The organism is Streptomyces sp. CC53 (assembly GCF_001865245.1).
Lineage (GTDB): Bacteria > Actinomycetota > Actinomycetes > Streptomycetales > Streptomycetaceae > Streptomyces.
In genome coordinates this window covers 1-22,256 of sequence record NZ_MKXB01000195.1, presented here as the reverse complement: position 1 = coordinate 22,256, position 22,256 = coordinate 1, and the positions used below count along the sequence as shown (strand labels likewise).

At 73.8% G+C, this 22,256-nt stretch carries 22 protein-coding genes and 1 pseudogene; 15 read left to right on the top strand and 8 right to left on the bottom strand.

The annotated features are described in order from the left end of the window. Nucleotides 1-262: 262 nt before the first annotated feature. From BJP40_RS26270 to BJP40_RS26245, 6 genes are all read left to right on the top strand, one after another. Nucleotides 263-1,111 (top strand): hypothetical protein, encoded by an 849-nt coding sequence (locus BJP40_RS26270; RefSeq protein WP_071282922.1) that lies wholly within the window; start codon nt 263-265, stop codon nt 1,109-1,111. Between the two features lie 52 nt (nt 1,112-1,163). Continuing rightward, a complete protein-coding gene (locus BJP40_RS26265; protein WP_071282920.1) occupies nt 1,164-2,093 on the top strand; it encodes a serine/threonine dehydratase in 930 nt (309 codons plus the stop codon). 470 nt (nt 2,094-2,563) lie between these two features. Continuing rightward, the gene (locus BJP40_RS26260; protein ID WP_071274863.1) at nt 2,564-2,977 is read left to right on the top strand and encodes a PaaI family thioesterase; all 414 of its coding nucleotides are present in this window, start codon (nt 2,564-2,566) and stop codon (nt 2,975-2,977) included. Between the two features lie 429 nt (nt 2,978-3,406). Continuing rightward, the gene (locus tag BJP40_RS26255; protein ID WP_071282918.1) at nt 3,407-4,975 is read left to right on the top strand and encodes an APC family permease; all 1,569 of its coding nucleotides are present in this window, start codon (nt 3,407-3,409) and stop codon (nt 4,973-4,975) included. A gap of 269 nt (nt 4,976-5,244) precedes the next feature. Beyond that, the gene (locus BJP40_RS26250; RefSeq protein ID WP_071274851.1) at nt 5,245-5,562 is read left to right on the top strand and encodes a cupin; all 318 of its coding nucleotides are present in this window, start codon (nt 5,245-5,247) and stop codon (nt 5,560-5,562) included. 113 nt (nt 5,563-5,675) lie between these two features. Then, nucleotides 5,676-6,524 (top strand): hypothetical protein, encoded by an 849-nt coding sequence (locus BJP40_RS26245; protein WP_071282917.1) that lies wholly within the window; start codon nt 5,676-5,678, stop codon nt 6,522-6,524. A 288-nt stretch (nt 6,525-6,812) separates the two neighbouring features. Here BJP40_RS26245 and BJP40_RS26240 read toward each other — a convergent pair whose 3' ends face one another. After that, entirely contained in the window at nt 6,813-7,019 is a 207-nt protein-coding gene (locus BJP40_RS26240) for a hypothetical protein (protein ID WP_107408136.1), read from the bottom strand. A gap of 166 nt (nt 7,020-7,185) precedes the next feature. On the opposite strand from BJP40_RS26240, the gene BJP40_RS26235 reads away from it, so the two are divergent. Further along, a complete protein-coding gene (locus tag BJP40_RS26235; RefSeq protein ID WP_071282930.1) occupies nt 7,186-8,076 on the top strand; it encodes a helix-turn-helix transcriptional regulator in 891 nt (296 codons plus the stop codon). Then, a complete protein-coding gene (locus BJP40_RS32350; RefSeq protein WP_079171483.1) occupies nt 8,033-8,227 on the top strand; it encodes a DUF397 domain-containing protein in 195 nt (64 codons plus the stop codon). Before BJP40_RS26235 ends, BJP40_RS32350 begins: the two co-directional genes overlap by 44 nt. A 108-nt stretch (nt 8,228-8,335) precedes the next feature. On the opposite strand, the gene BJP40_RS26230 is transcribed toward BJP40_RS32350, so the two are convergent. Together BJP40_RS26230 and BJP40_RS26225 are read right to left on the bottom strand one after the other, a co-directional pair. Then, nucleotides 8,336-8,665 carry a putative quinol monooxygenase gene (locus BJP40_RS26230; protein WP_071282916.1) on the bottom strand — a complete coding sequence of 110 codons (330 nt, stop codon included), beginning with the start codon at nt 8,663-8,665 and terminating at the stop codon, nt 8,336-8,338. Nucleotides 8,666-8,711: 46 nt separating this feature from the next. Continuing rightward, nucleotides 8,712-9,500 carry an IclR family transcriptional regulator gene (locus tag BJP40_RS26225; RefSeq protein WP_071282915.1) on the bottom strand — a complete coding sequence of 263 codons (789 nt, stop codon included), beginning with the start codon at nt 9,498-9,500 and terminating at the stop codon, nt 8,712-8,714. 308 nt (nt 9,501-9,808) lie between these two features. Here BJP40_RS26225 and BJP40_RS26220 point away from each other — a divergent pair, with 308 nt between their 5' ends. Together BJP40_RS26220 and BJP40_RS26215 are read left to right on the top strand one after the other, a co-directional pair. Next, nucleotides 9,809-10,639 carry an LLM class F420-dependent oxidoreductase gene (locus BJP40_RS26220; RefSeq protein WP_071282913.1) on the top strand — a complete coding sequence of 277 codons (831 nt, stop codon included), beginning with the start codon at nt 9,809-9,811 and terminating at the stop codon, nt 10,637-10,639. Continuing rightward, a complete protein-coding gene (locus tag BJP40_RS26215) occupies nt 10,617-13,379 on the top strand; it encodes a bifunctional FO biosynthesis protein CofGH (protein WP_079171482.1) in 2,763 nt (920 codons plus the stop codon). The genes BJP40_RS26220 and BJP40_RS26215 overlap by 23 nt, the downstream gene beginning before the upstream one ends. 28 nt (nt 13,380-13,407) lie before the next feature. Here BJP40_RS26215 and BJP40_RS26210 read toward each other — a convergent pair whose 3' ends face one another. Together BJP40_RS26210 and BJP40_RS26205 are read right to left on the bottom strand one after the other, a co-directional pair. Further along, nucleotides 13,408-14,046: a permease prefix domain 1-containing protein gene (locus tag BJP40_RS26210; protein WP_071282909.1), complete on the bottom strand. Its 639-nt coding sequence runs from the start codon at nt 14,044-14,046 to the stop codon at nt 13,408-13,410. Continuing rightward, nucleotides 14,043-14,393 carry a PadR family transcriptional regulator gene (locus tag BJP40_RS26205; protein ID WP_071282907.1) on the bottom strand — a complete coding sequence of 117 codons (351 nt, stop codon included), beginning with the start codon at nt 14,391-14,393 and terminating at the stop codon, nt 14,043-14,045. The genes BJP40_RS26210 and BJP40_RS26205 overlap by 4 nt, the downstream gene beginning before the upstream one ends. 80 nt (nt 14,394-14,473) lie before the next feature. Between BJP40_RS26205 and BJP40_RS26200 the strand changes: the two genes are divergently transcribed. The 3 genes from BJP40_RS26200 (at nt 14,474) to BJP40_RS26190 (ending at nt 16,431) form a co-directional block, all read left to right on the top strand. Continuing rightward, nucleotides 14,474-14,914: a DUF2269 family protein gene (locus BJP40_RS26200; protein ID WP_071282905.1), complete on the top strand. Its 441-nt coding sequence runs from the start codon at nt 14,474-14,476 to the stop codon at nt 14,912-14,914. 5 nt (nt 14,915-14,919) lie between these two features. After that, nucleotides 14,920-15,234: a DUF3817 domain-containing protein gene (locus BJP40_RS26195; RefSeq protein WP_371258696.1), complete on the top strand. Its 315-nt coding sequence runs from the start codon at nt 14,920-14,922 to the stop codon at nt 15,232-15,234. An 81-nt stretch (nt 15,235-15,315) separates the two neighbouring features. Continuing rightward, nucleotides 15,316-16,431 (top strand): ADP-ribosylglycohydrolase family protein, encoded by a 1,116-nt coding sequence (locus BJP40_RS26190; RefSeq protein WP_071282904.1) that lies wholly within the window; start codon nt 15,316-15,318, stop codon nt 16,429-16,431. A 357-nt stretch (nt 16,432-16,788) separates the two neighbouring features. Here BJP40_RS26190 and BJP40_RS26185 read toward each other — a convergent pair whose 3' ends face one another. The 3 genes from BJP40_RS26185 to BJP40_RS26175 form a co-directional block, all read right to left on the bottom strand. Further along, nucleotides 16,789-16,989, bottom strand: coding sequence for a DUF397 domain-containing protein (locus tag BJP40_RS26185; protein WP_071268895.1), 201 nt, complete (start codon nt 16,987-16,989; stop codon nt 16,789-16,791). 241 nt (nt 16,990-17,230) lie between these two features. Further along, nucleotides 17,231-18,097 carry a helix-turn-helix transcriptional regulator gene (locus BJP40_RS26180; protein WP_071282902.1) on the bottom strand — a complete coding sequence of 289 codons (867 nt, stop codon included), beginning with the start codon at nt 18,095-18,097 and terminating at the stop codon, nt 17,231-17,233. Nucleotides 18,098-18,346: 249 nt separating this feature from the next. Then, the gene (locus BJP40_RS26175; RefSeq protein ID WP_071268897.1) at nt 18,347-19,084 is read right to left on the bottom strand and encodes a GPP34 family phosphoprotein; all 738 of its coding nucleotides are present in this window, start codon (nt 19,082-19,084) and stop codon (nt 18,347-18,349) included. 815 nt (nt 19,085-19,899) lie between these two features. On the opposite strand from BJP40_RS26175, the gene BJP40_RS26170 reads away from it, so the two are divergent. Both BJP40_RS26170 and BJP40_RS35035 read left to right on the top strand, forming a co-directional pair. Beyond that, entirely contained in the window at nt 19,900-21,939 is a 2,040-nt protein-coding gene (locus BJP40_RS26170; RefSeq protein ID WP_226962599.1) for a serine hydrolase, read from the top strand. Nucleotides 21,940-22,067: 128 nt separating this feature from the next. Next, nucleotides 22,068-22,256, top strand: a pseudogene (locus BJP40_RS35035) (hypothetical protein); the annotation flags it as partial.

Below are 22,256 nucleotides of genomic sequence, written 5' to 3'. Positions count from 1 at the left end.
GTGCCGCCCCCCGTCCGCGCCGCCGGGGTGCCGCGGCCGGGCCCGTTGCCCGGCATGCCGCTCCTCGGAGCCCCGCGGGCGCACTGCGGCACGCGGGTGCCACGGCCACCGCCGCGCGGCCCGCGGCTCCCCGGGCCCACGGGCACCCCGCCCCGCCTCCGGCGTGCGGCCCCACGGCCCGCGGCGTACCGTCGAAAGGCGCGCGCGACGCTCCGCACGACCGAACGCCCTGGCCCGCCAGGACGACCGGAGGAGGTGCGCCATGACCCTCGCAGGCCGTACCGCCGCTCCCGCGCACGGTGACGTGCGCGATCCGCTCTTCCGGGCCGTGGACGCCCCGGCCTTCACCGACCGCCACCTGTCGCGGCTCGCGGCCGGCACGCTCGCCGCGGTCCGCGTCCCCGGCTTCCTGGACGCCCCGACGTGCCGTGCCGTGGCCGAGGCGCTGGGCCGCCTCCCCACCGCTCCGTACGACCCGGCCCGGGTGCCGACGCCGGTCCTCCGCTTCGGTCCGGCCCTCAACGACTACCGCCTCCCCGACGGCCGGCTCGACGCGGACCGGTACTGGCCCGACGCCGAGTCCGCCCGCATGGAGTGGCGCCGGTGGAACCGCACCGCCGACCTGGGCCTCGACCCCGTGGCGTACTCCCTGGACCGCCTCGGCGCGGCCTGGGGCGCGGCCGTGGCCCCCGCCACGGTGGACGGCCGCCCCGTCTTCGGTGGCACCCTGCGGGAGATCAACGCGGGGCTGCTCATGCACTACGACGACATCAACCGCGAGTTCACCGACGGCCTCTTCGACCAGGACGTGCTGGCCCAGCTCGCCTTCAACCTGTACGTGAGCGTCGCGGACTCCGGTGGCGCCACCGCGGTGTGGCGCCACCGCTGGGAGCCCCCGGACGAGCACCACCGCGAGGCGTACGGCTACGCCCCCGCCGCCGTCGCGGACCGCCAGCGGGTCGACCTGCCGCCGCACCTGGGCGACGCCCTCCTCTTCAACCCCGCCAACTTCCACGCCGTGGAGCCGAACGCGCCCGGTCCGGGCCGCCGGATCGCCTTCGCGTTCTTCCTGGGCCTCACGTCGACGGGCCGACCGGTGGTGTGGTCGTGAGGGGGCGGGGCGGCGGTGGGAGACCCCGGTGCCGTCGGCGTATCGTCGAAGCATGATCCACCTCACGTACGAGGACGTCACCGCCGCCGCGCGGCGCGTGTCCGGCCGGGTGCGGCCCCTGGTGGTGGCGCCGGCGGACGGCGACACCTGGCTGGCTCTGGAGATGCTCCAGCACACCGGCACGTTCAAGGCCCGCGGCGCCGCGAACTTCGTGCGGGCCCACCGGGAGGCCGGGACGCTGCCCGACGCCGGGGTCACCATCGCCTCGGGCGGCAACGCCGGGCTCGCCTGCGCCTGGGCCGCCCGTGAGCAGGGAGTGCGCGCCACCGTGTTCCTGCCGGCGAACGCTCCCGCCGTCAAGGTGGGCCGGCTCCGGGCGTACGACGCGGACGTGCGGCTCGTCGGCAGCGAGTACGCCGAGGCGGCGGAGGCGTGCCGGGCCTTCGCCGAGGAGTCGGGGGCGCTGGCCTCGCACGCGTACGACCACCCGCTCATCGCGGCCGGCGCGGGCACCCTCATGGAGGAGCTGCACCAGCGGCTTCCCGGACTGGACACGGTCGTCGTGGCCGTCGGGGGCGGCGGCCTCTTCGCCGGGGTCGCCACGGCCGCGCACGAGCACGGCGTGCGGGTCGTCGCCGTGGAACCGGAGGACTGCCGCGCCCTGCACGCGGCCCTCGCGGCGGGGGAGGTCGTGGACGTGCCGGTGGCCTCCGTCGCCGCCGACTCGCTCGGCGCCCGCCGTGTCACCCCGCTGGCGCTGTACGCCGCCCAGGAGTACGACGTGTGCTCGGTCCTCGTCCCGGACGCGGACATCGTGCGGGCCCGGCAGGAGCTGTGGGACGAGCACCGGCTCGCCGTCGAGCACGCCGCCGGGGCCGCGCTGGCCGGTCTGCGCGTGTACGAGCCGGCCGAGGGCGAGCGGGTCGCGGTCGTGGTCTGCGGGGCCAACACCGACCCGGGCGACCTGGTGCCCCGCGGCTGAAGCCGCAGGACGCGGCGGCCTTGACCGCCCGCGGGGCGGCTCCCGCCTTCCGCGCGCGAGCCCTGACGCCGGTGCGCCCCGGCGCCGGTGGGGCCCGGCCCCCGGTGCGGCGCGGCCCTCGGCCGACCGGTCGGGCCTGCGGCGAGCCGAGCCGGGTGCTTCCGGCGGGCCGGGACGCGCAGCAGCGTGGGCTTCCCGCCCGGTCGGCCCTCCGAAGGCGGACGGCCCGCCCGGTGGGCCGGGCGGGCCGGCGTGTCCGCCGGGCCGGCGCCCCGGCGGGCGCCGTCCCGCCTCCTCCTCCCCCGCCGCCGTGCCCGTGGGCCTGTCCTCCTGCCGTTCGTGCGGTGGGCCGGGCGGTCCCGTGTGCCGGTCGGGTGCCGGTCGTGCGGTGGGCCGGGCGCCTCACCGCGTCGGCCTCGTGCTGGGCAGGCCTTCTGGTGGCGCGGGCCGTGGCGCGCCACCATCGGTCCATGACGCTCACGCTCGCCGAAGCCGACAAGATCCTCGCCGACAACTTCGCCGCCTGGGTGCTCGCACTCGGCCTGTCCGTGGAGGAGGCGGGCGAACGCCACGCCGTGCTGCGGCTGCCCTGGTCGGACGACCTGGCCCGGGAGGGCGGCGCACTGTCGGGCCAGGCGCTGATGGCCGCCGCCGACACGGCGACCGTCGTCGCGGTGTCCTGCGCCCGCGGGGCGTACGTTCCGATGACGACGGTCCAGCAGTCCACGTCCTTCCAGCGCCCGGTCGTGGGGGCGGACGTCCTCGTGGAGGCGCGGATCACCAAGCTCGGCAGGCGGATGGCCTTCGCGGACGTGGTCATGACCGCGGAGGGGGAGACGGAGGCCGCCGCCCGCGCGTCCACCGTCTACGCCCTGCTGGGATAGGACCGGGGAGGCGCACGCCTCAGGGAGGGGGTGAGTCCCCGACGGGGGCGCCGACCGCCGGAAGGGGACCGGCGTCCTCACGGACGACCGGTCCGCGCACGACGCCCCCTGCGCCACGGCCGTGCCACGGTCCGCAGGGGGGATGAGCGGGGCAGGCCCGGCGGGTCCGGCGCCCGGGGACCGGCCCCCGTGAACGCGGGACGAACACCCGGAAAACAAGCACGGGAAATTTTTAAAGCCGGCAAAACGGGCACACCTTCGGTTCCCGTATATCGAACACCGCCTGTCGGGTTCCCTGTTTGCTTGATTGAAGAGAAAACCGATCTTTCATTCCATGCCCGACGACCGTTTCGTCCCCCAAGAACGAAGGGGGGAAGTCCGGAGCGCTTTCCTCCGGATGTGGAAACCGCAGCGCCTACCTTCCTCTTCATGACTCAGGTGGAAGCCCGGCCCCAGGCCGGAGACACGGTAAGGAACGCCCCGACGACGGGCGGATCCGGCGGTGGAGTCCGCGCGAAGGGCCTCGGCGGGAACTCCGTCGGGCTGATGGGCGGCGCCGTCATCGGCGTCTCGACCGTGGCCCCCGTCTACTGTCTGACCTCGACCCTCGGCCCCACGGTCGGCGAGGTCGGACTCCAGATGCCCGCCATCTTCCTGGCCGGCTTCCTCCCCATGCTGCTCGTGGCCTTCGCGTACCGCGAGCTCAACAGGTCCGTCCCGGACTGCGGCACGTCCTTCACCTGGTCCTTCAAGGCGTTCGGCCCCAAGGTCGGCTGGATGTGCGGCTGGGGCCTGCTGGTGGCCACGGTGGTGGTCCTGTCGAACCTCGCCGGTGTCGCCACGTCCTTCTTCTGGCTCACGCTCGGCGAGATCACCGGCAACCCGGACATCGCCGCCCTCGACGGGAACAAGGCCGTCCACATCGTCACCACCCTGGCGTTCGTGGCCGCCGCCACCGTCGTCAGCTACCGCGGCATCACCGCCACCAAGTGGCTCCAGTACGCCCTCGTGGGCCTCCAGCTCGCCGTCATCGTGCTGTTCGCCGTCATGGCCGTGGCGAAGGCCGGGGAGGTCGCCGGGTCGCTCTCCTTCTCCTGGTCCTGGATGAACCCCTTCGAGGTGGAGTCCTTCGCCGCCTTCACCGCCGGCCTCTCCCTCTCGATCTTCATCTACTGGGGCTGGGACACCTGCCTGTCCGTGAACGAGGAGACCACCGGCAGCGCCCGCACCCCCGGCCGCGCCGCGCTGCTCGCGATCGTCGTCATCGTCTCGTCGTACCTGATGGTCGCCATCGCCGTGCAGATGTACGCCGGCATCGGCGAGGAGGGCCTCGGCCTCGGCAACCCCGACACCTCCGACAACGTCTTCGCCGCGCTCGCCGCGCCCGTCATGGGCTCGGGCCTCGGCATCCTGCTCTTCACGGCCGTCCTGGCCTCCGCCGCCGCCAGCCTCCAGACCACCTTCATCCCGGTCGCCCGCACCGCCCTCGCGATGTCGACGTACGAGGCGTTCCCGCCGGCCTTCGCGAAGGTGCACCCCGTCCACAAGACGCCCGGCCGCGCCACGGTCGTCGCGGGAGTCGCCACCGGCGTCTTCTACTCGGTCATGACCCTGGTCAGCGAGAACGTCCTGGTCGACACCATCTACGCGCTCGGCCTGATGATCTGCTTCTACTACGCGATCACCGCCTTCGCCTGCGTCTGGTACTTCCGCGGCGACCTGCGCCGCTCGACCCGCGACCTGTTCGTCAAGGGCATCCTGCCGGGCCTCGGCGGCCTGATGCTGACGGCCGTCTTCCTGCAGACCCTGAAGGACATGTGGGACCCGGCCTACGGCAGCGGCTCGGCGGTCTTCGGCGTCGGCTCCGTCTTCGTCATCGGTGTCGGGCTGCTCCTGCTGGGCGCGGTGCTCATGTTCTGGATGCAGCGGCGCAGCCCCGCGTTCTTCCGGGGCGAGGTGCTGACGAAGGAGACCCCGGCGCTCGTCGTCCAGGACTGAGCCGAGCCCCCGCCGGGCCGCCTCCTCCCCACTCCCTTCTCCTCCACCGAGTCGTCGGTACGGCCGTGCGGCCGGGGTGACCAGCCCCGACCGCACGGCCGTCCGCATGTCCGGGCAGCCCGACGGCTGCCCGGCAGGGGCGGCGGGTGCGGGTGCGGACGCACGGCAGGCGTACCGGTGGCGGGGGCCCGCTGCGGCGCACCGGCCGGAGCGGGCGGCGGGCGCGGGCCGACATGCGCTCCCGCTGCCGCCGGTGCAGGCTGGGCCCTATGTACGACCTCTACGCCATCGCCGAGGAACACCTGGTCGCCGCCCACCGCAGCGAGCACGGCCGCAGCGCCAACCTGCTGCTGCGGCAGCAGCCGCTGCGCCAGACGGTCATCGCGCTCACCGCGGGAACCAAGCTCGACGAGCACAACGCGCCACCGGCCGCGTCGCTCCAGGTGCTGCGCGGGGTCGTGAAGCTGCGGACGGCCGCGGAGGAGATCGAGCTGACCAACGGCGACCTGTACCTGGTCCCGCAGGAGCGGCACAGCCTCGTGGCGGTGACCGATGTGGCGTTCCTGCTGACGGCGGTCAACGACTGAGCCGCCCGGCGGGCGGCCCCGCGGCAGGCGCGGGCGGGGGAGTGGCTGTGAAGTAGAGAACCTTTCTAGAAAAAACTTCAACTCTGGGGCCCTGATGCGCCACACTCGGGCCCATGACAGGTCACGCCCCGGAACCCGAACCGCTCGAACACCTGGAACGCTTCCTACGCGAAGCCTTCACCGAGGCATGCGCGGCCCTGCGCGAGCGGGGCGGGGTGCCCGAGACGATCCGGGCCTACCGCCCGCCCCGCCCCGAGATGGTCGGCTCCGTGACCGCCGACGCCCTGCAGAACGGTTTCCGCGGCTCGCAGCAGTCGACCCGGCTCCTGCTGGAGGCGATGGAGGCGGAGTGCGCCGTCCACACGCTCGAAGCCGTGCGGTCCGGCGGTCAGCGGGTGGTGGTCGCGGTCGCGGTGTGGCCGCGGCGGAACCTGTCGGCCCTGCGGATCGCCGCGCTCCGGGCCGACGGCACGCTGGAGCAGCTCGACACGGGGGGCCTGAGCCCGGAAGGTGCCGGCCTGGACACCGCCTGGCTGCGGGCCTGCCTGCCCGGCGGCGACCACGCGGGCGGGGCGCCCGGGGGTGGACCGGGCGGCGCGGCCCGGACCCCCGCCACGGCTCCGGGCCAGGCCAGGGTGCCGCGCGGAGGAGGGTTCGTCATCGGGCTCGGAGTGCTGGCCGCGTTCGGCGGGGCGATCTTCCTGCTGGTCGGCCTGATCGGCCTGGCGTCGCGGGGCGGCGAGCCGAAGTGCGGCAGGACCACCATGACGCCGGGCACGGTGTGCCGCTCGCTCAACTCGGGTGAGAGCAGGACGTACGAGGAGATGAAGACCCGCGACCAGGAGGCCCCCGTCCGCCAGAGCCTCATCGGCGGCGCGATGGTGGTCGGCGGCGTCGGCGCGATCAAGCTCTGGGACGCCCGGGCGAAGCGCTACGAGACCGAGGCCCGCGGCGGCCGTTGAGGCGCACGGCCAGTGAGGCCGGCCGGCTTCGTGGCCCGGCGCCCGGTCAGCCAGGTGCGGGCCCACATCTGACGGGGCGCCGTCCGGGAGGTCACGCGACCGGTGGCGTCTGCCGCGGCCCTTGGGGGATGTCGTGGGTGATCCCGTACCCGAGGTGCCCGCCCACGAACGAAGAGAGGTACGACCGCGGGGGCTCCTCGACCCCGCGCCGTTCCGGTGGCCGTGGCGGTGGGAGGGGCGCACCCTCCGCCCGTGCGGACTTCCGCCACCGCCACCACGGGGCCCGGCTCACGTCGCCGCACCCCGCCTGATCACCGCGGCCAGTGCGTGTGCCACGGGCGCGGCGCAGACGCCGAGTTCGATGAGCCCGTACCCCGGGTCGTCCGCCCGCCCCGTGACGCGGATGTCCAGCGCGGGCAATTGGATGCCGGCCTGGCGCAGTGCGCCCGCGAGCGCGTCCCGCGCGTCCATGACCTCCGTGAACTTCGCGTACATGGGCGTCCTCCGTTCCGCCATGTGGGTGTGACGCAACCCACAATGACTACGCTGGGTGTGCTTGGCGTGACGAGCATGCCCTTGGATGCCGGGAGGAGTTGGTGTGGCGCGAACGCCCTTCAACGCCTGACAGGAGTGCTTCCACATGTTCCACAAAGGGGGCTGCATGGATCTGCACCACGGGGTTAATGGCCGAAGCCAGGAGCCGCGCATCCGTTTCGCCGAGGAGCTGAGGTCGCTGCGGGACCAGCGCGGGGACAGCCTCCGCGACCTGGGCAGGGCGCTGGGCTGGGACTGGTCGCTGTTCGGGAAGATGGAGAAGGGCGCCACCCTGGGCAGCGAGGACGTGGCCAAGGCACTGGATCAGCACTACGGCACCTCCGGGGTGCTGCTGACGCTCTGGGACCTGGCCGTCGCGGATACGCCGCAGTTCAAGGCGCGGTACCGCCGCTACATGAAGCTGGAAGCCCAGGCCATGAGCATCCACCAGTACTCCCCATGTGTAGTGCCGGGCTTGTTCCAGACGAGGGAGTACGCCCACCGGATGTTCGCGGCGGGCGGTATGGCGCCCGGTAGGGGCCGTGATCAGCAGGTGGAAGCCCGTCTCAGCCGTCACAGGTTGCTCACCCGTGACGAGGCGCCGAAGTATCGCGCCATTCTTGATGAGTCGGTGCTTCGTCGGGGGCTTCGGGACCAGGGTGCGTGGCGCGAGCAGTTGGCTCACCTGGTCGAGGTGGCTACATGGTGGAACGTCACCGTGCTGGTGCTGCCGTTCTCGGCCGGAGAGCACGAGATGCCCAACACCGATAGAGCGTTTCTGCGCATGCCCGATGGCATGACGGTCGCCTGGGTGGAGACTGGTTACGGCGGGGAACTGGTCGAGGACGCCGAAAGGATCGAGGAACTGCTGCAACGTTACGATCAACTCCGCGACCACGCCCTTCCCCCGCACCAGTCGGTGGAGTTCGTACAGCGAGTCCTGGAGGAAATCCCATGTCCGCCCCCATGGAGATGTGAGCGCTACACACTGGCGCAAGTCCAGCTACAGCAACCCTGACGGCGGCAACTGCCTCGAAGTCGCCGACAACATCCCCCACTCCGTTCCCGTCCGCGACAGCAAGGACCCCGACCGCGCCCCGCTGTCCTTCACGTCCCGCGCGTGGGCCTCGTTCGTCACGGCGGTCCGCGGTGACGACCTCGGAGCCTGAGGGCACCCGCAGTCCAGCCTGATCCGACCCACGGAGCTACGCGGCACGCGCCACCCGCCGAGCGGCCCCCCGTACCGCTCGGCGGGCGGTCCGCCCCGCGGCGGGGGGCTACGCCTGCGGCGTCAGCTCCGCCATCGCACCCCAGCCCTGGGCATCCGGGATGTCCACGTTGGTGATCTCGGGAGTCGACGCGATCGCGGTCGCCATCGCGTCCAGGCCCGCCTTGAAGTGAGGCGCCGCCACGTGCGCCGCGCCCGCCTCCGCGTCCGCGAACGCCTCCAGCAGGACGAAGCGGTCCGGGTTCTCCACGTCGCGGGACCAGTCGAAGAACAGGTTGCCCGGCTCCGCGCGCGTGGCGCGGGTGAAGTCGTCGACCAGGGTCAGCCACTGGTCGCGGTACTCGGGACGGACGGTGAAGCGGACAGCGATGAAAATCATGGGCCCCAGGGTGGGAGGGCGCGCCGCGCGCCGCAAGACGACGTGCCTACTGTTCCGGCAGCGTCGGAAAACCGGCCGCCGCCGCCCGCAGTGCGTCCCGCAGCGCACTGCGGCGGTGCGCGAGGTCGGCGGTCGGGAAGGAGACCGACAGCGCGTGCAGCGCCGTGCCGTCGGCCGGGCCCGGCAGCCGCACCGCCAGGCACGTGTACGCCGGGTCCGCCTCGCCCACCGACAGGGCGAGGCCGCCGGCGGCCCGGATCCGGCACATCTCCGCCTCGAAGCGGTCGGTGTCCGTGATCGTGCGGGGCGTGAAGCGGGCCATGCCGTGGTCGGTGAGGTAGCGGCGGCGGGCCGCCCGGCCGAGGCCGGACAGCAGGACCTTGCCGTGGGCGGTCGCGTGGGCGCGGGGGTCCGGGCCCGGGGTGAAGGGATGGGCGGTGTTCGCGACCGGGGCCGTCGAGTCCACGACGGTGATGTGGCCGTCCCGGTACGCCGTGAAGTACGCCTCAGCGCCGCAGGCCCGGCGCAGCCTGCCCAGCGCCTCCGCGACGCCCGGGGCGTAGCCCACGTGCCGCTGGAAGGAGCGGTGCAGGGCCGCCGCGCGCGGTCCGGGCGCGTACCCGCCGCCGGGCGTCCGCACGACGTGGCCGCGTGCCGTCAGCGGGCCGAGCAGGTGGTAGACGGTGGACAGGGAGCAGCCGAGCTGCCGCGCCAGGGCCCTCGCCGCCACGGGGCCGGCCGCGTCGGCGACGGCGTCGAGGATCTCCAGGGCGCGGTCCACCGACCGGGGGCCGGAGCCGGGGACGTGCGCGGGGGTGCGGGGCTCGGGGGGCATGGCTGGGGTCCTTCCGACGTGGCCCTGCGAGCGTAGGCCAGAGTGCCGCCGCGGTGGCCGATTCACTCGAACGAGTGTCGGGATGGGGAAATCCTCGGCGACGGTCGCACGTTGTCCGGTCAGGAAGGGGAGAGTCGGGGCAGGGATGGTTCCGCCACCGGCCCAGCGAGGGCCCGGCAGTCATGGGCCGGGCAGTCGTGAGCAGGCTCAGCCCGTCGGTGACGGGCCGGAACGCAGGCAGTCGGGAACGGGAACAAGGGGCCGGGCAGCAGGCAGTGCTGCCGGGCCGTGACAGCGGGAGGGGACACATGCGTATCGCCACCACCATCTTCCTCACGGACGAGGCCATCAGCCCCGTCCGGCTCGCCCGCGAGCTGGAGCAGCGCGGGTTCGCCGGGCTGTACGTGCCCGAGCACACCCACATCCCCGTGGAGCGGACCACCCCCTATCCGGCGGGCGGCGAGCTGCCCAGGGAGTACGGGCGCACCCTCGACCCGTTCGCGGCGCTGGCGCAGGCCGCCGCCGTCACCGAGCGGCTCGCCCTGGGCACCGGGATCACCCTGGTCGCGCAGCACGACCCGATCGACCTGGCCAAGCAGGTCGCCACGCTCGACCACCTGTCCGGCGGCCGGTTCACGCTCGGCGTCGGGTTCGGCTGGAACCGGGAGGAGGCCGCCGACCACGGCGTGGAGTGGCGCACCCGCCGGGCCCGCGTCCGCGACCACATGGCGCTCATGCGCGCCCTGTGGGACGGGGAACCTCGGGCGCACGAGGGCGAGTTCGCCTCCGTGGCCGCGTCCTTCGCCCACCCCAAGCCGGTCCGGGGCGGAGCGCCGCGGATCCTCGTCGGGGGCTCCGCCGGGCCCCGGCTCTTCGCGGACATCGCCGCGTACGCGGACGGCTGGCTGCCCATCGGCGGCAGCGGACTGACGGAGACCGTGCCGCAGTTGAGGGAGGCGTGGGAGCGGGCCGGGCGGGACCCCAAGGACCTCCAGGTCGTGCCGTACGCCGTGCGCCCCACCCCGGGCAAGCTCGCGCGCTTCGCGGAACTGGGCGTGGACGAGGTCGTCGTGCAGCTCCCGCCCGCGGGTGAGGCGGAGGTCCTGGGGGTGCTGGATGAGTACGGGCAGTACCTCTGACCCCGGTCGGGTGCCCGGGGCCCGCTCGTATGCTCGGGGGGTGACCTCCACAGGACCCCAGGACCGGCCCACCGAGAACGCGCTGCGCCGCGCGCTGAGACGCGCCAGGGACGGTGTCGCGCTCGACGTCTCCGAGGCCGCCGTGCTGCTCCAGGCGCGCGGCGCCCACCTGGACGCGCTCGCCGCGTCGGCCGCGCGGATCCGGGACGCGGGGCTGGCGGCGGCCGGGCGCCCCGGGGTCATCACGTACTCGAAGAGCGTGTTCGTGCCCCTCACCCGGCTGTGCCGGGACCGGTGCCACTACTGCACCTTCGCGACGGTCCCCGGCCGGCTGCGCCGCGACGGGCACGGGATGTTCATGTCGCCCGACGAGGTGCTGGACGTCGCCCGGAAGGGCGCCGCACTGGGCTGCAAGGAAGCGCTGGTCACGCTCGGGGACAAGCCGGAGGACCGGTGGCCCGAGGCACGGGAGTGGCTGGACGCGCACGGCTACGACGACACCCTCGCCTACGTCCGGGCGATCTCGATCCGCATCCTGGAGGAGACCGGGCTGCTGCCCCACCTCAACCCCGGGGTCCTGTCGTGGACGGACTTCCAGCGGCTGAAGCCCGTCGCGCCCTCCATGGGCATGATGCTGGAGACCACCGCGGAACGGCTGTGGAGCGAGCCCGGACAGCCCCACCACGGCTCCCCCGACAAGGAACCCGCCGTGCGGCTGCGGGTGCTGGAAGACGCGGGCCGCACGTCGGTGCCGTTCACCAGCGGGCTGCTCATCGGCATCGGGGAGACGTACGAGGAGCGCGCCGAGTCGCTGTTCGCGCTGCGCCGCGTCTCCCGCGCCTACCACGGCATCCAGGAGCTCATCATCCAGAACTTCCGCGCCAAGCCGGACACGGCGATGCGCGGGATGCCGGACGCCGAACTCGACGACCTCGTCGCCACCGTGGCCGTGGCGCGGCACATCCTGGGGCCGTCCGCCTGCCTCCAGGCCCCGCCGAACCTCGTCGACGGCGAGTACGGGCGGCTGATCGGCGCGGGCGTCGACGACTGGGGCGGGGTCTCCCCGCTCACCATCGACCACGTCAACCCGGAGCGGCCCTGGCCGCAGATCGAGCGGCTCGCCGAGCAGTCGGCCGCGGCCGGCTTCACCCTGCGGGAACGGCTCTGCGTCTACCCCGAGTTCGTGCGGCGCGGCGAACCGTGGCTGGACCCGAGGCTGCGGCCGCACGTCGCCGCGCTCGCCGACCCCGAGACGGGACTCGCACGGGAGGGCGCCGCGCCCCGGGGGCTGCCGTGGCAGGAGCCGGACGAGGCGTTCCCCGCTCCCGGCGGCCGCACGGACCTGCACCGCACCATCGACACCGAAGGGCGCACCACCGACCGGCGCGACGACTTCGACTCCGTCTACGGGGACTGGGACGCCCTGCGCGAAGCCGCCGAAGCCGCCACGGGCGGTCCGGCGGGCGACAACACGGGCAGCCCGGCGGGCGATGCGACGGGAGACGCGGCGGGCGGTCCCGGGGACGGACACCGGGGTCCGGGAGGCGCCGGGCCGGGCTCCGCGCCGGAGCGGATCGCCGCCGACGTGCGGGCCGCGCTGGCCGTCGCCGCCGACGACCCCGAGCGGCTCACCGACACCCAGGCGCTCACGCTCCTGCACGCCGACGGCCCCGCCCTCGACGCCCTGTGCGGCGTCGCCGACTCCGTACGGAAATCAGCCGTCGGCGACGACGTCACCTACATCGTCACCCGCAACATCAACTTCACCAACGTCTGCTACACCGGCTGCCGTTTCTGCGCCTTCGCGCAGCGCAGGACCGACGCCGACGCCTACACCCTGTCCGTGGAGCAGGTCGCGGACCGCGCCGCGCAGGCGTGGGAGGTCGGCGCGGTGGAGGTGTGCATGCAGGGCGGCATCCACCCGGACCTGCCCGGCACCGCGTACGCCGACATCGTGCGGGCGGTGAAGCGGCGCGTCCCGGGCATCCACGTGCACGCCTTCTCGCCCATGGAGATCGTCAACGGCGCCGCGCGCACCGGCCTCACGGTGCGGGACTGGCTGAGCGCCGCCAAGGAAGCGGGACTCGACTCCATCCCCGGCACGGCGGCGGAGATCCTCGACGACGAGGTGCGGTGGATCCTCACCAAGGGCAAACTGCCCGCCGCGACGTGGATCGACGTGGTGAAGACGGCACACGCACTGGGCATACGGTCGTCGTCGACGATGATGTACGGCCACGTCGACCAGCCCCGGCACTGGCTGGGCCACCTGCGCACCCTCGCGCGCGTCCAGCAGGAGACCGGCGGGTTCACGGAGTTCGTGACACTGCCGTTCGTCCACACCAACGCGCCCGTGTACCTCGCGGGCATCGCCCGTCCCGGGCCGACCGTGCGGGACAACCGCGCCGTGACGGCCATGGCGCGGCTCCTGCTCCACCCGCACATCAGGAACATCCAGACGAGCTGGGTGAAGCTGGGTGCCGAAGGGGCCGCGGAGATGCTGCGCTCCGGCGCGAACGACCTGGGCGGCACGCTCATGGAGGAGACCATCTCGCGGATGGCCGGGTCGGGTTACGGCTCGTACAAGTCCGTCCTGGACCTCGTCGCGATAGCGGAGGCGGCGGGCCGGCCCGCCCGGCCCCGGACGACCCTCTACGGGGAGGTGCCGGAGGAGCGCCGGGCGGCCGCCGCGGCCTCGGACGGACACCTGCCGCAGCTGCTGCCCCTGGTGACCGACTGACGGACACGCCGGCCGCGTGGGCGCGCCGTCAGGAGGAGGCGGACAGCCGGGCGCACACGCGGCAGGCGCGGGCCGAGCGTGCGGTGACCGCGTGGGCCGCGAAGGCCAGGGCGCCCGCTCCCGCGGCCGCCCCCCAGTCGGCGGCCGGCACCGCCAGCACGGCGAGGCACAGCGCGGCGACGGCCAGGGCGAGGCTGGCGGCCGTGCCCGTCCAGGCCACCGCCAGCGGCAGCCGGTGCGGCGTCGGCAGGCGCCGGGCGAGCGGACCGGTCGCGGCCAGGGTCCCCGCGGCGAGCAGGGAGGCGACGACGGCGACGGCCGCCAGATGGGCGGTGAGGAAGGGCACGGCCGCGTGGCCCCCACCGTCCATGAGCCGCACGTGCAGCCAGCACACGGCGGCGAACGGCACGGTGAGGCCGGCCGTGCGGGCGGTGCTGCGCGCCTGCGCGATGGTCAGCTCCGCCTGGAGGGCGGGCGCCAGCTCGCGGGGCGTGCCGAAGTCCCGTAGAGCGGCTGCGGCGGCCTGCCCGGCCGTCAGGCCCGCCTCCTCGTAGGCGGCCACGGTGTCGTCCAGACCCGCGCGCACCTCGTCGACCAGGCGGGCCTTGGCCCGGGCCGGGCCGTGCAGGGCGCCGGACAGGTCGGCGGCGAACCGCTCGGTGTTCACGTCGCGAGGCCCGGCGACGCGGGCGCGTCCGGGTTCAGCACCGAGCCGATCGCGCGGGTGAACTCCTGCCAGGAGGTCCGCTCGTCGGCCAGGCTGCGGCGGCCCGCGTCCGTCAGCTCGTAGCTGCGGCGGCGCCGCTCGCCGGCGAAGGTGTCCCAGCTGCTGCGCAGCAGGCCGGTCCGCTCCAGGCGCTGAAGCGCCGGATAGATGGTCCCGGTGCGCAGTTCCAGCGCACCGTCGCTGCGCCGCTGGACGGCCGCGATGATCGCGTAGCCGTGCAGCGGTCCCGGTTCGAGCACGGCCAGCAGGAGCCCGTCCAGGTGGCCGCGTACCGCATCTGCCCTCATAGGTAGGCAGCCTACCTAATTGAACCGTAGGCGTGCTATCTATTGGCAGCCAACACATCATCGCGTGGGGGAGCCCTGCCGTGACCAAGTTCCTGCTGTCCGTCCATGTCCTCGCCGCCATCCTGGCGGTGGGCTCGATCGCCGTGGCGGCCTCGGTGTTCCCGCGCTATGTGCGGGAGTCGGTGAAGGTGGCGGTGTTCCTGCACCGGGTGTGCCGGGGGTACGCCGTCGCCGGTGTCGTCGTCCCGGTCTTCGGCATCGCCACCGGCGCGCAGCTGGGCGTCCTCACGGACGCCTGGCTCGTCGTGTCGATGGCGCTGACCGTCGCCGCCGCGCTCCTCCTCGGCCTGGTCGTCCTGCCGGCCCAGAGCCGCCTGCTGGCCCGGGCCGAGGGCGGTGAGCAGGACCTGCCCCGGCCTGCCCTGGCCCGGCTGGGCATGGTCACGGGCATCTTCAACCTGCTGTGGGCGGTCGTGGTGGTCCTCATGATCGTCCGCCCCGGCTCGACGACCGGAGCGTGAACGCGGTGCCGCAGCCCCACCCGCACCCCCGCCCCCGCCCCGGGCTCCTGGGCCCCACCCGGCCCCGCCCCCAGCCCCCGCCGCGGTCCCTGCGCCTGGCCGCCGCGGTCGAGGCGGCCTCACTGCTGGTGCTCCTGCTGAACCTGGTCACCGTGCACGCCGGGCCCGTCACCTCGCTCGGCGGCCCGGTGCACGGAGCCGCGTATCTCGCGGTGGTCGCCCTCACCTTCGCCGCAGGACCACGGGCGACGGCCGCCGCCCGCTGGTGCTCGCTCCTCCCCGGGGCCGGCGGCCTCCTGGTGCTGCGACTGCTGCGCTGAACCCCCCGTCGGGCAGGATCCGTTCGATTACAGTGCTGGTCGGAGCAGTGCTGGGCGGAGCTACCTCGTGGAGGGCCTGCGGTGAGTACCACGGCGGCAGTGTGGGGCCGTGCCGAGCAGCAGGACTACCGGTCCCGCGTACGGGGCTGCCTGCTCGGCACCGCGATCGGCGACGCCCTCGGGGCGGGCGTGGCGCACCTGGCCGTGGAGTCCATCCGCGCCGCGCACGGGGCCGACGGGCTCACCGACCTCGCCCCCGCCCACGGGCGCCGGGGCGCCGTCACCTCCGTCACACAACTCGCCCTGTTCACCGTCGACGGGCTGATCCGGGCCCACGTGCGGCGCGACACGGGCTCCTGGCACCCGCCCACCGACCTGCACCGCGCCTACCTGCGCTGGGCCGCCACCCAGCGGGACTGGGGACCCGACGAGCGGCGCAAGGACAACGGATGGCTCGCGGCCCAGGAGTGGCTGTACTCCCGCCGCGGCCCCGACAGCGCCACGCTGACCGGGCTCGGCGACGACGTCCTCGGCACCCTCGACCGGCCGAAGAACCCCGCCGCCCGGGACGCCGGCGCCCTCGCCCGCTCGGCCCCCTTCGGGCTGCTCGTCGGCTGGGAGCCGCACCTGGTGTGCCAGCTGGCCGTGGAGTGCGCCGCCCAGACGCACGGCCACCCCGAGGCGTACCTCGCGGCCGGGGCGTACGCCGTCGTGGTGCACGGGATGGCCCGCGGCCAGGACATCGCCACCGCCGTCCGCGGAGCGGCCGCCCAACTGGCGCCGCGCCCCGGTCACGAACCGGTGATCGCAGCCATGGACCAGGCCCTCGCGGCCGTACGGCAGGGTGCGCCGTCACCGGACCGGATCGCGGCGCTGGGCGACACGGACGGCGAGGCCGCCGCGGACGCGCTGGCCATCGCGCTGTACTGCGCCCAGGTCGGCGAGGACGTACGGCACGGTCTGCGGCTGGCAGTGAACCACGACGGGCCCTCGCAGCTCACCGGGGCGCTGACGGGCGGGCTGCTGGGGGTCCTGCACGGGGAGACGGCACTGCCACCCGCCTGGCTCGCCGAACTGGAAGGGCGGTCCACGGTCCTGGAGACGGCCGACGACTTCGCGATGGAGATGACGCAGGGTCCCGCACTGCACGGCCCGACGGCCGCGTCGCCGGGCTGGCTGGCGCGCTATCCGCGGTAGCGGGGCGGCACGGCCGGTCCGGGCAGGAAGGGGAGGCTGGACCGGTGGTGCCGCTCACAGGTCACCCTGCCGGGTACTGACCGGTATGTCGACCAAGTTCGCAGAAAAGGCCGGGAAAGCAACGGCCAAGGGCCGTCCCGAAGGCGCTGCGACGACGAGGGGGGCGTGAAGAAGGGGCTGCTCCGACGCGTCCCGCGGGGAAGGAGCCGCCTCGGAAGTGCTGAAGGAGGAGGGGGCTGCCTCCGGAGGCGCCGGGGGGAAGGCCGGGCTCGGGGTGCCGGGAATGAGCCGAGCCCCCTCGGCCGGGACGGCGACCAGTCGAGAGGGCTCTACGGCGGCGCGGGGAGGCGCGGGGCTTCAGTGTGACTGGGCGCCCACATCACGGACGAACGCGTTCCACGCGTCCGCGACGAACGTGATCGACGGACCGGCCGGGACCTTGGAGTCGCGGACCGCGATGGAGGCGACGACAGGGGACTTGACCTCGACGCATGCGCCGTTGCCGCCGGAGTAGGAGGACTTCGTCCAGGTGTCGGTGGCGCCCTGAGTGATGGCCATGTGCTTTCGCTCCCGGTTCTGGCTGATTCGGGCTGGTAGGAGTCACGCCAACCCGGAGGCTGGCGTGATCGACGCTACTCGCCGACCTCCGCTCGCGGGACGGTCGTTCACTCGACCGGATGGCATATGCCGGTACGGCTTCCGCTGTGAACCGGCAGCGGTGTACTGTGCCGGCTTTCCTGTCAGCGGATCGGCCGAATCCGGCAAACCCTCGCATGAGGGACCGCGGGCCCCGCACCGCTCAGCGCGCCGCCTCCGCGTGCTCCTTCGCGACCTTGGCGAGGAACTGCCGGGTCTGCTCGACACCCAGGGCCTGGGCGCGCAGGTACTCGTACATGAGGCTGTAGCGCTGCACGTCGTTCGGCTTCTCCAGGTACAGGTCGCTGGTGACGCCCTCGATGTAGACGACCGACGAGTCGGTCGCGTCCGGGAACTCCAGGATGGCGTAGTGCCCGCTGATCCCGGGGTGCGCGCCCATCTCGAACGGCAGGACCTGCACCGTGACGTGCGGCAGGTGCGACTGCTCGATCAGCGACTCCAACTGGTCCACCATCACCTGCGGCGTGCCGACCACCCGCCGCAGCGCCGACTCGTCGATCACCGCCCACAGCCGCAGCGGCTTGTCCGTGTCCTTGATGCGGTCCTGGCGCCGGGTGCGGACGTTCACCCGCTTCTCGATGTCGGCCGCCGGCGCCTCCGGCAGCGCCCCGGTGATCACCGCCTCCGCGTACGCCCGGGTCTGCAGCAGTCCCGGCACGATCTGCGGCTCGTACACGCGCAGCGACGCCGCGTCCGTCTCCAGGCCGATGTAGACGCTGTACGGGATGTCTCCGAAGGCGTGCCACCAGCCCTGCTGGCGGGAGTCCTTGGCCATCTGCATCAGCGAGTCCACCATGCGGCGGTCCTCGACCTCGTACACCTCGCACAGGTCGCGGACGTCGCGCTGGCTGATGGAGCGGCGCCCGTTCTCCAGTCGGCTGATCTTGGACTGGGAGACCAGCAGGCGCTCCGCCACCTCCTCCGCCGTCATGCCCTTCTGTTCTCGCAGCCGGCGGAGCTCCATGCCCAGTCTGCGCCGCCTGACGGTGGGGTTGACGTTCGACGCCACGGGAACTGCACCTCCGGCTGCCTGCTCTGTCGCGGGCGTTGCTCTGCGTATCTACCGCTCAGCAGACTGCCACCAAAGGGCGTGCGGCGCTGGAGAATTGCCACACGGGTGAGCGATCGCGAACGCGCGGAACGGCCTGTGAGGCCGCCCCGCGCGCTCATGCGGCTCCCGAACCGGGCCTGGTGGGGACGTCGGTACGGCGGGCGTGCGGTTGTGCGACGGGTGTGACGCCCGTGTCCTGCGGGACGCTCAGCGTGCGGCGACGCGGGCCATGGACCCGGGCCGGCGCGACGGCGACCGCAGGGGCGCGCCGGGGGACTGCGGACCGGCGCCACCGGGGGCGGCGGCCCGGCGCGGCGGTGCGGCCGCACCGTTCTGGACGTCCAGCACGGCGTGCGCCACGAGGCCGCCCATGGGGTCGTGCCTGATCAGGTCCCGGAGGCGGGAACGCGACGAGCGTCCTTCGTTCCCCGGGTAGAGGTGCTTGCCGAGCCCGACGGCGTGCGCGAGCGCGGCGAGCGCGGCGGTCCGCGGGTCCGGCGGGACGCCGGTGCGGATCGCACTGTCCAGCCGGGCCCTGATCTCCCGGCTGATCGCCGTGTCCGTCGCCTGGTAGCGCGTCGTCGGCAGCACCCCGCACATCTGGCCCTCCACGGCGTGGACCATGCCGCAGCGCTCCAGGTGCGAGAGGTACGTCTGGCGCAGCCCCAGCCGGGGCCCGCCTATCCAGTGGACGGCCCGTACCGGACTGCCGCGCCTGCGCAGCAGCTCCAGTGCGGAGTCCAGTGTCGGATCTCCAGTCGGCCGTGGCATCACCACGGCGATACGATCCCCGTCAGGGGCTATCCGTCCTGCCAGAGCCAGCTCCACTAGCTGTGCTCCGGCGAGGCCGAGGTCGAGCGACTGCGGCTGCGCTGTGGTACCCGTTGTCGGGTCCAGAGCGAGCAGCAGAAGCTCCTCCGGAAGTGTTCTGCGGCTCCTGCCCATCCATGCCTCCCCGCGTGGATGAATGACAGGGTGACCCCTCTCACATTCATCTGTCGAGAGTGCCTGGGTGCTTCGTGCGGGAACCAGTAGGTATGTCGTTCTCGTCTTGCACGGGTGGCCATGTGCTCACACAGGACACTGGTACACGGTTCGGACAAGGCGTTGGTTGAGGAGGCACGGTGGCGGGCGAGTCCCCCGACAAGTCGGAGCAGCGGAGGTCACCGGGGGAGACGGCTGCGGACGGCTCTGCCGGACGGCGCGACCCCCGGCTCGGGGTGTCGACCGCCGCGGGACTGCCGGCGGGTGACCGGCCCACGGCGGTGTTCCGGGCGCCGGTGCCGGACCCCGAGCCCTCGGACGAACCGTCCGTGAGCCCTGGCCGCGCGTCCTCGGGCGAGGCAGCCTCGGGCGAGGCACCCGGAGCGGCCGGGCCCGCCGCGTCCACGGCGGCAGGCCCGGAGGCCCCCGGAGCGCCCGCAGGCCCCGGCAGGCCCGGAGGGCTGCGGTCCGACCGCGACGCCGAGCCCGGTGCCGGCCCGGCGGATGCCGGACGGGCCGGGGCGACGGACCGGGCGGCCGCGTCCGGCGGCACGCTCCACCTGCGCCCGTCGGTCGAGCGTGCCCGAAGCGGCAGGAACGCCGCAGGAACCGACGCATCCGGCGAGGCTGACGTGGCTGAGCGTGCGGACGTGACTGAGCGTGCGGGCGCGGCCGATCGGGCGGGCGCGGCCGATCGTGCGGAAGCGCGTGAGGGTGCAGGCGCGCCTGATGCGGTAGACGCAGCCGGTGAGCGGGGCCCGGTCGGAAGGCCCGACATGCCTGAAGAGGGCGAAACGGCCGATAAGTCGCGTACATCTGGCGAGTCTGAAGGCGAGACGGCCGCCGCCAAGGACACCAACGCCGCCAAGGACGCCAAGGACGCCGACGCTCCTGCGAAGCCCGGGGGCGCGGAGCCCGACCGTCAGGGTGCCGAGACGGGCGGCAAGGGGCCTTCCCGGGCCGTGGACCAGCCCACCGCGGTCTTCCAGGCCTTCCAGAACCGCCCCCGGCCGCGCCCCGAGGCGGACCAGCCCACTGCAGTGTTCAAGGCCGTGACGCCCGGTTCGGAGCCGGCCCGCGTGAAGGGCGAGCCGTCCGAGGCGCAGCCCGCCGGCACGGACCGGGCCGAACCCGGCAGGACGGCGCCGGCCAAGGCGGCCGCCTCCGATGCCGCGCCCTCCGGCACCGCGTCTGCCGGCAAGGTCCCCTCCAAGCCCTCGCCCGCAGGCGCCGCACCCCCCTCCGCCGAGTCCGCGCCCGCCAAGGCCGCCCCCGCCAAGGCCGCGCCCAAGTGGGCCGCCGCCGACACCGACGGGGACGCGGAGCGGACGAGCCGGTTCGTTCCGCTGCGTCCCGGTGACGCACGGGGCGGGAAGCCCGCCGCCGGGACCGCGGCCGCCGACCGTGCCGCCGACACCGCCGTCCCGGAGGCTCCGGCGGAGTCCTCCGCCGCGTCCGTCACCGCGAACGTGCCCACCCCGGCGTCGCTGACCGAGGCCGAGCGGACCAAGCAGCAGCCGATGCCGCCGCTGCCGCCGCTCGACCTGCTGGCCGAGCTGACGAACACCCCGCCGCCGCCGGACACCCTGCTGCGCACGACGGCCCGCCGGTTCAAGATCTGGACCCCGCTCGTCCTGCTGGTACTGATCATCTTTGCGACCGTGCAGATGCTGCGGCCGCTCCCGGAGCCGACCCTGCGGCTCTCCGCGGAGGAGTCGTACACCTTCCAGGGCGGCACGCTCGACATGCCGTGGCCGGGGGAGGGGCAGGGCGCCGTCGAGGTCGAGGGCGTCGGCATGATCGGCACCTACGGCCCGCAGGAGCCGCAGCCCACGGCCAGTGTCGCCAAGGCGATGACCGCCTACGTGATCCTCAAGGACCGCCCGCTGAAGGACAAGGACGGCGGGCCGAAGATAGAGATCGACAAGCTGACCGAGGAGCAGGCGAGCAACCCCGACTGGTCGGTCGCGCCCGTGAAGGAGGGCCAGGTCTACACCCAGGGCGAGCTGCTCCAGTTGCTGATGGTGCAGTCCGCGAACAACGTGGCGCACCTGCTGGCCCGTTGGGACGCGGGCTCCGAGGAGGCGTTCCTCAAGAAGATGAACGACGCCGCCAAGGAACTCGGCATGAAGGACACCGTCTACACCGACCCCAGCGGCTTCGAGAAGACGACCGTCTCCACCCCCCTCGACCAGCTGAAGCTGGCGAAGGCGGCCATGCAGGACAAGGTGTTCCGCGAGATCGTCGACCTGCCGCAGATCACCCTGCCGCAGATCGGACAGACCCTGCACAACGGCAACAGGATCCTGCTGAAGGGCGGAGTCGCCGGCATCAAGACCGGCACCTCCACGCCGGCGGGCGGAAACCTGCTGTGGGCCGCGTACACGAAGGTCGACGGCAAGCTGCGCCGGATCCTCGGTGTCGTCATGGGCGTCAAGAGCCCGCAGCAGCTGCACCTCAAGACGAAGCTGGCCATCGAGACGTACAGCTACGACCTCATCAAGAAGGCGCAGGACGGCGTGGTCTCGCAGACCGTCGTGGCGAAGGGCCAGGTCGTCGGCCACGTCGACGACGGACTCGGCGGCCGGACGCCCGTCGTGGCGACCGAGGACCTGAAGCCCGTCGGCTGGGGCGGCCTCACCGTCGACCTCGAACTCGACGACGGCGGGAAGGCCCTGCCGGGCTCCGCCGCCGAGGGCACGGTCGTCGGCAGTCTCACCGTCGGCGAGGGCGAAGGACGGGTGACCGTACCGGTCGCGCTCCAGAAGGACCTTGAGGAGCCCGGGATCGGCGCGAAGCTCACCAGGCTCGGCTGACCCACCGCACCAGGCGCCCCGGACCTCGTCGTCCGGGGCGCCTTTGCTGACGGACGAGGCCCACGGACGGCGTCGACGGACGAGGCCGACGGACGAAGTCGAGGACGAGGGAGAAGGAGGGGGCGCGGGTGACGACCGCGGAGGAAGCAGCGGGCACCGGCCGCGGTGCGGAATCCGGCGCCGGCGGTCGCCGGGGCGGGCGGCGTGCGCAGGCCGTCCCCGGCACGCCCCCGGACGGCACCGCGGGAGCCGGTCCCGCCGCGGCCCCCGGGGCCGACGGCCCGGGCGAGGGCGCAGCGGGTGCGGGCACCGCGGGC

Excerpts from the sequence above, each read along its gene's own strand:
- BJP40_RS26170 (WP_226962599.1), top strand. The coding sequence starts at position 19,900 with ATGCCTGAAGAGGGCGAAACGGCCGATAAGTCGCGTACATCTGGCGAG.
- BJP40_RS26215 (WP_079171482.1), top strand. The coding sequence starts at position 10,617 with ATGAGTACGGGCAGTACCTCTGACCCCGGTCGGGTGCCCGGGGCCCGC.
- BJP40_RS26185 (WP_071268895.1), bottom strand. The coding sequence starts at position 16,989 with ATGGCCATCACTCAGGGCGCCACCGACACCTGGACGAAGTCCTCCTAC.
- BJP40_RS26230 (WP_071282916.1), bottom strand. The coding sequence starts at position 8,665 with ATGATTTTCATCGCTGTCCGCTTCACCGTCCGTCCCGAGTACCGCGAC.
- BJP40_RS26205 (WP_071282907.1), bottom strand. The coding sequence starts at position 14,393 with ATGAGGGCAGATGCGGTACGCGGCCACCTGGACGGGCTCCTGCTGGCC.
- BJP40_RS26220 (WP_071282913.1), top strand. The coding sequence starts at position 9,809 with ATGCGTATCGCCACCACCATCTTCCTCACGGACGAGGCCATCAGCCCC.
- BJP40_RS26270 (WP_071282922.1), top strand. The coding sequence starts at position 263 with ATGACCCTCGCAGGCCGTACCGCCGCTCCCGCGCACGGTGACGTGCGC.
- BJP40_RS26175 (WP_071268897.1), bottom strand. The coding sequence starts at position 19,084 with ATGGGCAGGAGCCGCAGAACACTTCCGGAGGAGCTTCTGCTGCTCGCT.
- BJP40_RS26235 (WP_071282930.1), top strand. The coding sequence starts at position 7,186 with ATGGATCTGCACCACGGGGTTAATGGCCGAAGCCAGGAGCCGCGCATC.
- BJP40_RS26260 (WP_071274863.1), top strand. The coding sequence starts at position 2,564 with ATGACGCTCACGCTCGCCGAAGCCGACAAGATCCTCGCCGACAACTTC.
- BJP40_RS26250 (WP_071274851.1), top strand. The coding sequence starts at position 5,245 with ATGTACGACCTCTACGCCATCGCCGAGGAACACCTGGTCGCCGCCCAC.
- BJP40_RS26245 (WP_071282917.1), top strand. The coding sequence starts at position 5,676 with ATGACAGGTCACGCCCCGGAACCCGAACCGCTCGAACACCTGGAACGC.
- BJP40_RS26225 (WP_071282915.1), bottom strand. The coding sequence starts at position 9,500 with ATGCCCCCCGAGCCCCGCACCCCCGCGCACGTCCCCGGCTCCGGCCCC.
- BJP40_RS26240 (WP_107408136.1), bottom strand. The coding sequence starts at position 7,019 with ATGTACGCGAAGTTCACGGAGGTCATGGACGCGCGGGACGCGCTCGCG.
- BJP40_RS26265 (WP_071282920.1), top strand. The coding sequence starts at position 1,164 with ATGATCCACCTCACGTACGAGGACGTCACCGCCGCCGCGCGGCGCGTG.
- BJP40_RS26255 (WP_071282918.1), top strand. The coding sequence starts at position 3,407 with ATGACTCAGGTGGAAGCCCGGCCCCAGGCCGGAGACACGGTAAGGAAC.